The organism is Coriobacteriia bacterium, assembly GCA_034370385.1.
Lineage (GTDB): Bacteria > Actinomycetota > Coriobacteriia > Anaerosomatales > PHET01 > JAXMKZ01.
This window is the reverse complement of record JAXMKZ010000032.1, coordinates 1-9,920: the sequence shown is the minus strand read 5'-3', so window position 1 is coordinate 9,920 and position 9,920 is coordinate 1. Positions and strand designations below refer to the sequence as shown.

General features: G+C 64.7%; 2 protein-coding genes and 2 tRNA genes. 2 read left to right on the top strand and 2 right to left on the bottom strand.

Features of this window, described 5'->3' with window-relative positions:
• Window positions 1-191: 191 nt before the first annotated feature.
• On the bottom strand, window positions 192-4,439 hold the full coding sequence (locus tag U1E26_07525; protein MDZ4169489.1) for a hypothetical protein: 4,248 nt from the start codon (window positions 4,437-4,439) through the stop codon (window positions 192-194).
• Between the two features lie 5 nt (window positions 4,440-4,444).
• Window positions 4,445-9,073, bottom strand: a complete 4,629-nt coding sequence (locus U1E26_07520; GenBank protein ID MDZ4169488.1) for a twin-arginine translocation signal domain-containing protein — start codon at window positions 9,071-9,073, stop codon at window positions 4,445-4,447.
• Between the two features lie 452 nt (window positions 9,074-9,525).
• On the opposite strand from U1E26_07520, the gene U1E26_07515 reads away from it, so the two are divergent.
• Window positions 9,526-9,619: transfer RNA gene (locus U1E26_07515), tRNA-Ser, on the top strand.
• A gap of 84 nt (window positions 9,620-9,703) precedes the next feature.
• Window positions 9,704-9,779, top strand: a tRNA-Arg gene (locus tag U1E26_07510).
• Window positions 9,780-9,920: the final 141 nt, after the last annotated feature.

Genomic DNA, 9,920 nt, shown 5'->3' with positions numbered 1-9,920 from the left:
CCCGGAAGAGTGGCATCCACACGAGAAGGCTAGCACAAACTCCCATATATTGCCAGTGAATATGCCGATTCTGTGCGCCGCCCCAGAAGACGGCAAACCCCCGTCGACCCGGAGATCGGCGGGGGTTTGTCAGCAGTCTGAAGCCCCCGCTCCTCAGCGGGGGCTTCGCTGTACCGCCGGTCCACTGCGAGCTACGCCAGCGGAATCGTCTCTGTGTATACCAATCGCGAAACGGGGCTCACGGGCCCGCGCTCCTTGAACCATTCGTACTCTCTCAGCACGACACGGTACTGAGCGCTCGCTGTCTTGCCGCTCAGTTTCGCAGTACCTCGCCACGTGGTGCGCGTGTCTCCTGCGACTACCTGGAAGACTGTCGGCAGTAGTCTGGTCAGCTCGACTTCATCGCCAACATCGGCCCAGCCGATGTTCGCGTCGCGACCTGCGATCAGCTTCTCAAACTGCATGGTGACGGTGGCTCGCTTGTTCGCGTCGTTGCCACTGTAGCTGTGCCCCGTGACTGCGACGGTGACGGTGAGCCCGTCGACAGCGACACTCATGTTTGCATACCGCTCCGGCGTCAACTGAACGAAGTCGGCAACCACGACGGATGAGAGCTCCAGGCCCGGCAGTGAGTACGGCTGATACCGCGCGAGCGCAAGCTTGATGAAAGGGAAGTACTCGGATCCTGGATCGACGACGATATCGGCGAACCACAGCTTCGATTCGGAGTCGTACTCCACATCGTAGCCGGCGACCCTGACGTTGGCTCCCGCATACTCGCGAAGCTTGAGGTTGAACCCGTGCCGCGAGACCCCTTTGAAGCTGAGCAGCGGAGGCCGTGCAGCAGGAAGCTTGCCCGGGGTCGTCCACAGCGGGTCTCCGCCCCACTGCGTCACGAAGGGCTGGGCACCCTTCCAACCGGCATCGCCAGCAGCCTGCTGGTACAACACAACGCCGAGCTTCTCGTCGTCTCCGGAAGAGAACCACGGCCGATTGAGGTAGACCCGCAGACCCCCTCCCTTACGCGTGCTGGTCGTACCCTTCCGCTCCCACCCGAAGGTAGGCATGATGTGCACGAGTGACGGCGGGACCGGTCGTGCGGAGCTCGGCACATGCAGGTCCTTGGGCGGTGATGTCAGCGTGTAAGTGAGCCCCTCTTTGTCGGCGAAGAACTTCTCGAAGCGTGTGGCGTAGGTGGCGCGATAGGTGACCTTGCGGTGCTTCGTGTCCCCGAAATGCTGGCGCTGCGGCTTGGTGTCCACGCGCCGGTCGTGCACGAGCATGCCCGCTGTCGGGACGACGCCCCACGCCACGCCCCTCCACGCGCCCGGCAACGATTGGCCGCAGTTCAGAACGCGCGTCTGGTTCTTCTCGCACGTGAGGTTGAAGGCAGGCGCCTTCTTCTTGACCGCAGTCGGACCCCACAGTGGCGCAGGCTTGGCCGTGTCGTCGACGTTCTCCGTCCATTCCGCGTCCACGTCCACCTTCACCGTGCTCTTCCCGTGCACCTGCATCCAGTCGATCAGAGTGGCGTGCGTCTCGCCGGCCTTGCGCTCCATGTGCGCACGGTTCGTGAAGAGCGGCGAGATCATCGGCTGGTCGACGGCGTGGATCAGCGTCAACTCCTGCTTCGGCGAGAGCAGCCAGTTCTGGCCGATGAGCCCTACGTTGATGAGCGCGTTTGCAGCGGCAGACAGGCTCGCGGAAGCAGCCACCGGCACTTGATTGATCTTCGGGGCAGCAGCGGGCGTCGCAGAGGCCGAAAGCCCCTTGACTGCTATCGTTGAGGGCATCGCCAACTTCGGCACGTACTTCTCCATCGTCCACTGGTGAACCCCCATGACCTGCAGGTCCGAGGCGTTGAGGTACGAACTGAGTCCCACGACGTACTCGTCGGCCTTGGGAAGCTGGATTCCCAGTCGGCGACCGGAGTCGGCCCACGTCGGCAGCTTGGGCAGGGCTCTCAGAGGCAGTCGCCCATCGGTTCCCTCGATGCCCTTGACCGTGAAGCGGAACGGGAGTCGGTCGTACCACGGCGCACCGCTCTGCTCGAAACCCACGCGGAACGAAGCGACCGTGGTACTGCTCGTCGACGATAGCGGAATACGCACGCCGCTCACCTTGGTCGCGGCGCCGATCGAGCGCGGTGTCAGGCTCTGCGCGACCCCGGGCAGTCCGGCGAATGCGGCTCCACGCGCGTATCGGTCAGGCAGGTACGGCACCGGCGACTCGATCGGATCGACCGGAGTAGCGCTGCCATCCGGTTTCTGCGGAGGATCGTAGGCATCGCGCACGGCCAGCACGCTCCACAAAGCCGGATCCAGTGGCCTGCCCGACGCCGAGGTCTCTAGCCCGCCACAGGCTTCCACCATGTTGACCGACACGCGGGGCGGCGTGATGTGCCGCGCGGCGTCCTCGGTGACGACCGAACCGGTCACCGGGTCATGGTAGCTGCGCACCACGATGACGAACGGTGACTCAGACGGCTTGGGCTCGGCGACCGGGACGACCATCGGCGGCTTCACGGGGTCATAGCGCTTGTGCGTGATCGCGCGAGACACGAGCGGGTTCGAATCTCCGGAGCCACCCGGGTCCGCGGCCACGGTGCCCTTGGTGAACGGCACGCTGTTGCCGGCGAGGTCAACGGCGCGCGCGCGGAAGCGGTACGTCGTCCCGAATCGCAGCCTGGGCAGGTCTCCCGGCGGAACCTTGAAGCGAACGTCGAGCGGCAGGTCCGGATGCAGATAGTGCCCCGACTCCGATTCGTTGCCATCGGGATCGGTGAACGTGTCCTTGGGTGTGGAGACGCCGTCGCCATCAGGCTCGGACAAGGGCACTCCCGGGCGCGGGGCCGCGAGGCTCCAGCCGCCCCAGTCAAATACCGACTCGTGTATGCGCATCTCGTTCGGGGGCGCATCGCTGTGCACGTCCTGAGGCCGCGACACGCCGCCGAGCTGCACCCACCCCTCATCATCGAACGTGAGCTTGCCTGACCACTCGATCGGCGTCTTGCCGATGGAATAGGTCCCGATACGGCCACATAGTCGGTGCCACTGACGGGTCGCGCTGTCCCACACGTCGATGCGGTAGCCGCGAGTCAGATCCTCGGCGTAGTTGACGGTCTGGTCCTCGAGTCCTGCCAGCAGCTGGGCGTTCAGCTGAGCGGAACGCTGGAACTGGGCCTTGACGCGGTCGGACAACCCGCCGACCGCCATGCGAATCACCGGCTGGCCGAGCGCTGGCAAACCCATCGGCTCGGTGTTAGCGACTGCCAGCACCTGCGAGGCCGAAACCCTGCCCTCCTCAACCGCCGACGCACCGAACGTGGTGACCAGCTGCTTGTTGATGATGTCGGAGGCGTTCACTGCCGTGTTGACGAGGCGTGATGCCGCCAGATCCACATCGACGTTGTAGAGCTTCACCGGATCTGAGGCCGGCTTCGTGATAGAGCGCGCAACCAGGTAGCCGTCGCGCACGTACCCGTCTCGCGATGCGATACGGAACTTGGTCACGCGTCGCGGCGCCACGCGCGTCACTGCCATATCCACTGCGGTCCACTGCGCCGCATCTCGCCGCGAGAGCGTCTGACCGTCGTGGGGCACCGTGATCGAGCTGGTGGCCGCACGACCGTCCGGCCACGTCACCTTGACCCGCACCCTCCTCGTGCCCGCCATCGCCGAGTTGAACGGCACCTGCACGTCGACGACGAACCCCAGCCGCCTCATGAGCGCCGGGTAGCTTCCCAGCGCGGAGAACGCGCGGTGGAAGTCCATCGGCGGAATCGGCGGGGCGACGAACGTGTCCGGGATGTCGTAGGGCCTGTGGAACTGCTCAAACGCGTTGAATGCGGGGCTTTGGGCCCGGGGGGGCGCCGCCGCAAGCGCCGTGATGGCGCTCGTGCGGATGATCGGCGTCGGCAGGATGTTGATGAACGGCGGGTTGACCACGCCGGGTATGTTGATGAGCTTCGCGATGGTCGGCACCTTGTACGCGAGCGAGGGCGTCGCACCCACCGCAACGTACTGCTGTTTGAGCGTGTTGAAGACACTGGTTGTCGCAAAGGTCTTCATCGCGACACCTGCGAAGTTCTTGAACTCGTAACGCTTGATCGGCATGTTCGGCCCGAAGAAGCTGTCCCACAGCGCCGGCTCCGCGGCCGCGCTCACGCGCGTCGCTGCATAGCTGCGCCTCACCTCTGGCGACGCGGCATTGCTCGTCTCCACCGCGAACGACAGCCCGTTGGAGGTGGCTGCCCAGTTCACCCCGTCTTGCTGGAAGTCCTCGAAGTCCGGGAACTGGGCGATGACGCCCATCGGCTGAGTCGTTGCCAGTCGCGGCGACATGAAGACCGACAGCAGCAGCTTCTGATTGCCCCGCGCGTCTGGCTTGGTCAAGCCGGTCGGCAGAGCCGTCCATATGAGCGTCTGAGTCCTGGCCACTTCGATCACGCCCCCAACGTTGCCGGTGCGAAGGCTTCGCAGTATGAGTCCCAGTCTGTCTGGGTTGGCATGAGGTCACCGAAGCGCGGGTCGTCCCCCGCGAACGTCTTGGTGACCGATAGTTCGATCGAAATCGAGAAGAACACGATCTCTATCTCGATGGTGAGGGTGGCCGTTCCGGTGAGCTCGTCGCCCTTGACTGAGGGGTTCGACTGCTTCGGGAACGTCTTGTAGCGCAGTTCGAGATAGAACGTGAGCGTTACAGAGATGAGGCCGAGGATGTCGAGCTCACCGTGGATGCGGATGAACACGACGAAGTCGAGCTTCTCGCTGTCTCCGACGCGCTCGTACCGGACGCTCAGGCCGCCCTTGATCTCCACCATGCCCGAGGCGATGCCGCCAATCCCGAACGACGTACCGGCGCCGAACTCCAGACTGATCTCAAGCGCCTTCATGCCTTCCGGATCAAACGTCATCATCACGTAGCCGCCGCCGCCAAAGCCCATGACCATGATCTCGAACGGGTTCTCCCTCGAGCAGAACGCGAAGTCCAGGGTGACCGGATCCCCGTTGAACGGCAGCATCAAGGCCGCATAGAACGACATGTTCTTGAGACTGAACACGCCGATGGCAAGATCGGGGATGGCGATGGTGAGCGAGGCCTTGACGCCTGCGCCTGTGACGTCGATCTTGAGCGGGCCGGCCTCCACGAGGGTTTCCGAGGCGCTGACGCCCCCTTCGCGTACCGCGAGCGAACTGCCGCCTCCCCCGCCACCCAGCGCGCCCAGATACTCGGCGAGTTTAGCGAGGTACTTCAGGTCCCCTCCGAACTCGACGTCGCTGATCTGCGGATCGACCGTCGGAGACGCGCCGTTCACCGACTCGAAACTGATCTTGTCGAAGGAGAGGATGATCGCGTCAAAGACGCCCTTCACCAGATGCAGCTTGAAGTCGACGAGTTCGCCCTTGACGAGATACTCCGGCGGAGCGGCCCCGTCCTCGAGGCTCTTCTTCACCTCTGCGGTCAGAACGAGCTTGCACCCGGACCCAGCGAGGAAGATCGTGAAGCTCCGCTTGATGTTGGTGCTCCACGAGTAGCGAATCGTCAGCGTCTTGGTGACCGCCGTATCGAGGATCTTCTCGAATACCGGCATCTCGTTGATCCCGGACGTGGCACCAACGGCTTGATCGAGCACGACGCCGATGATGTCTTTGAGCGTGATGCCGCCGAGCAGCTTGGCGTTGACCGCGTCAAAGAAGTCCTCCGGCTTGAACTTGCCCGAGCCCATAAGCCCGAGGTCGCCGCCGAACGTCCCCTTGGTGGCGCTGATGCCCGTGAACTCCGGAATGGGCGTTGCGAGCGCGCCGGACAGCGCTGCGGGGAACTGAACCGGCGGGGCGGTCACGATCTCGGCGAAGACCCGCCCTGCGGAGTTCCCGCCGCCGTAGCCCGAGTCGCGGTAGATGTCGGCGATCCGGATCGTCGTGCCCGCGTCGGAACCCGTCAGCTCCTCGATCGCATCGAGTCGCACACTGGCCTGGAACATGAGGGGCTCGAAGCGCGAATCGCCGACGGTGGTGGTCGGGTTGGACGGCGTGCCGTCGAAGCGGATCCAGCTCGTGGGCATGACGCGCTTGTCGCTGGCGCTACCCGTCGCCTTCGCGAACGCGACCTTCTGACCGATCATCTGGACCTGCACGCCGCGCACCGATGAGGCGCACTTGTCGATGACGACGTTTGCGGCGGTGTTCGTGGGGGCCGCCCCGTAGTTCGACGACCATGTATCGAACATGAAGATCATCGGCGTCTCGAACTTGTGGACGACGCCGTCCCAGTCGGTGGCCTCGCACTTGAAGAGGTAGTCGCTGTTGGTGTCGACCGACTTCACCCAGTACGCGGTTCCGGTCCCTACCCCTGTGATGACCCTGCTGTTGATCTGCGAGGTGACCTTGGTCTTGATCTCGACCTTGGAGAACGGCATCCGCCTCTTCAGCAGCGTGCCTTCCTGGGAGTACGTGCGCACGGGCTCCTTGATGACGATGAAGGACTTCTGGCCCAAGAACGCCAGACCCGTCGCGGCGTCGACGCGGCGCTCCGTGATGGTCATCTGGACCGCCCGGTGACCCCACGGGAACATGCGCCCGATCTTTTCGATCTTGACGAACTGGTCCCGGCCCATCGTCATCCGGTGTTCCCATTTGCTGACGTCGCCGAAGACCCGCTTGCCATCCGCCTTGATCGACTGGAGGTCCCAAACACCAAGGGAGTCGAGCCACGCGCCCAGCGCGGTGAGCATGAGGTGATTCACCTGAATCGGCGCCTCGCGGTACCTGCCTGTCAGGTCGATGACACTCCACCGGTTGCCGATTCCGCCGATGTCATCGCTAGCGACGAGGCCCGGCGGGTCGGCGAGCGTGCCGTCGGTGAAGCTATTGCGCCATAGATCCTGCCGGGGCATCGCTGACAGTGCCATGGAATTGGGCGAGTTGAGCCGCGTCTGGTACAAGCGACCCCACACTGCCCTGAGCGTCGGCCTCATCTCGACGAAGCTGAATCCGGGGGCAAGGTCACCAGGACTTATCACGCCTATTGCGCCCGGATCGATCACATCCATGAGTCCGCCCGGATCATAGGCGATCGGCAGCGTGACTCCCGGACCGACGATTGCCGAGGCACCGACGGAATCTGACGCCGTCAGCGCCCCGAACCCCACAGGAAGGAACCCCCCACGCAGGCGCGTGTGCCACAACTCAGTCCGGCCCTTGCTGGTGAAGGCGATCCTCCGGTGAGACCACCACTCCTCCTCGTAAGGAGACAGGATGAGTCCCCACGGCAGTTCGAGCGACGTCTCCGGTGGGGTCTCATCGATGAGCGAGCCCACCTTGGGTTCACGCATCTGAGCCGTGAGATCGTCCGAGGACGAGACCCGTTTCGCGGCCGGCACGACGTAGTGGGTGAAGCCGCTCCAGTCCAGAAGGCCGTTGAGGTTATACGGAATTCCGTTCTTGATGCGCTCATCCGAAACGCGGAAGACGAGGCGTGACGGCTGGGAGAGGTAGGCTTTCAAGGGCGTCTTGAGCTGAGCGACGATGCTCGCCGGAATGTCCTTGATCGCCTGCTCGAGGATGTGCTGAGGCGGGAAGTAGACGGCCACGTACGGCGTCTTGCGAAGGTTGTCGCGGACGAGCTTGGTCACGCCGCCATCCGTGACGATCGCCATGTTGTAGAACTCGAAACGCAACGTGAGCATGTCGTCCGGACGAGTCACGGACACGGTGGACCCGAAGAGCAGGGGGAGCGGCCCGATGCCTATCGGAAGGTCGATGATCGGACCGAGGCCCACGCCGGGCGCCAGGATCGCGCTCGCAGAAGATGATCCCGTGCGCACCGGGTCCCCGAGGTTCACCGTCGCCCTGGCTTGCGCCGGATAAGCGATCGGAGTAGCGAGCGCGCCCTCAAAGGGTGCCATCAACCCCCGTACCGCCGGCTGCGCGCTGATGCGCGTCACGCCTTCTCTCGCCGTCATCTCAAACGGCGGCGACCATTCCGCGGCACCGACCAGCAGTGCTTGACCGTTGGCAGGAAGCCACGCCGGCGTTTCGGAGAACCTGGCTGCCACGTGATAGCCCGCACCCCCGTCAAGCAGGCGCGCGTAGCGCACGCCCGTCAGAGCAAGTGCCGCGGCATCTTCGACCGCACCGCGCATGCCCGGGACGAACGTCGCCGTGCCTCCATTCGAGGACTGAGCGACGAACGCGCTATAGACAGCCCCCGCACGCGTCTCCGCCGCCTCGACGGTCAGGGTGTCGAACGTTCCGGGCCCAAACGCCACGGCTCCGCTCGCCGCGGGCTCCGGCGAAGGCAGCGTCCAGGTGCGACCGGCCGCTTCGATCGTGATCAACGCGCGCCGCGCGACGTGACGAGACAACAGGCTCGCCGCTTCGCCCGCCAGCCCGATCTTGACCGCGTCGGCGACCAGGTCGGCGCCAAGCCCCGTGATTCGAGCGACTCCCGGGCCCTCAACGCGCATCGACCAGTCCGGCAGCAGGGTGGCATGGGCCGCCGAGAGGAAACTGAGCGCGACGCCTCGGCCGAGGTCGAACGACTCGCCGGACAAGTCTACTCGGGATGTCGCCGACTCCTCGCCAGCAAGCCAGGAGGCCAGCGACACTTCGGCGGCGAAGCCTCCAAGGTCATGGAACACTCGCAAGCGCGAGAGAATGCCCTGACCGACGAGATGCAGTTGCATGCCGGCTGGAATCGCCGTGCCGGGAAACAGCGCGTCGGCAAGGACGGCACGCCAATCACCGTTGTGCGACAGGTTGAGTTTCGGGGACCCCCCGAATGCCGCGGGATCGAGTGAGGTGCGGTGACTTCCGGCTCTCAGCCATGCCCCGCGGGCCTCAACGCCCGCCTCCGGTACCGTCATCGGCTCAAGCGAGCGAATCGACACCGCCCCCGTCGCTACGACAGCGGCCACGCCAGCGGCCTTGAGCACATCACGACGGCTCACGATCACCGGTGCGCCGGCAAGGCCATCAAGCACCTCGCTCAGGTGGGGACCCCGTTTCAGCGGCCGGTACGGCAGCGCGTCGGCGGTGATGGCGGCGGTGTTGAGACGGATGGTGCTCATGACCTTGACCTCATCTCATAGCGAAACTAGGCAAGAAGCCGCAGCGCGCAAGAACCCGACGCGGCAAGCCGCTTCGGGCGATCTCCCCTATGTCTGCGTTGGGGCCGTGACCGAACCGATCCCTGGCATCGATGCACGCGCCCTCGCGCATGCGCATGAATGTAATATACGCAATGAGACCCCCTCGCCCTCGCATGAGACGACCCCCACTGTGCATACGGCGCAGTAGGGAGCGCGAACGGTTGTGCTGGCTTGCTGAAGGGCCCACCGATGTGACGAACGGCGGCCCCGTCCCCTAGCGCAGGGCCGATCCTCGACGCGCACAGGGGGCCGCTTGCACCTAAAACGTCGCCCCGCTGATGCCCGAGCTCGTGCCCGCGCTTGTCGCCCGCGCGGCTCGCGGGTACCATGTCGTCTCGCGCGCGGGTAGCCACTGGCCACCTGCGAGCCGCGGAGAGTTGGCCGAGTCGGCTGAAGGCGCTCGCCTGCTAAGCGAGTATGGGGTTATAAGCCCCATCGAGGGTTCGAATCCCTCACTCTCCGCCAGTTGACATCGACTCCTGCATCGCCGGGCGCGTTGACAGCGCGCAACGGCGGTGGCAGGATACGCAAGCCGCGAAGGCGGCACGCGCGCCTCTAGCTCAGCGGATAGAGCGTCCGGCTACGAACCGGGAGGTCGCAGGTTCGAATCCTGCGAGGCGCACCATGTGATGTCTCAGGACATCGTGGACAGATGTGTCACGACATCGTGGACACATCGGCACGACCGATGGCCTGATAGTTCTTGGTCGGATCGAGGGTGAGGTGCCTTAGCATCTCACCCTCTTCCGTCAGAACCCGGACATCC

Excerpts from the sequence above, each read along its gene's own strand:
- U1E26_07520 (MDZ4169488.1), bottom strand. The coding sequence starts at position 9,073 with ATGAGCACCATCCGTCTCAACACCGCCGCCATCACCGCCGACGCGCTG.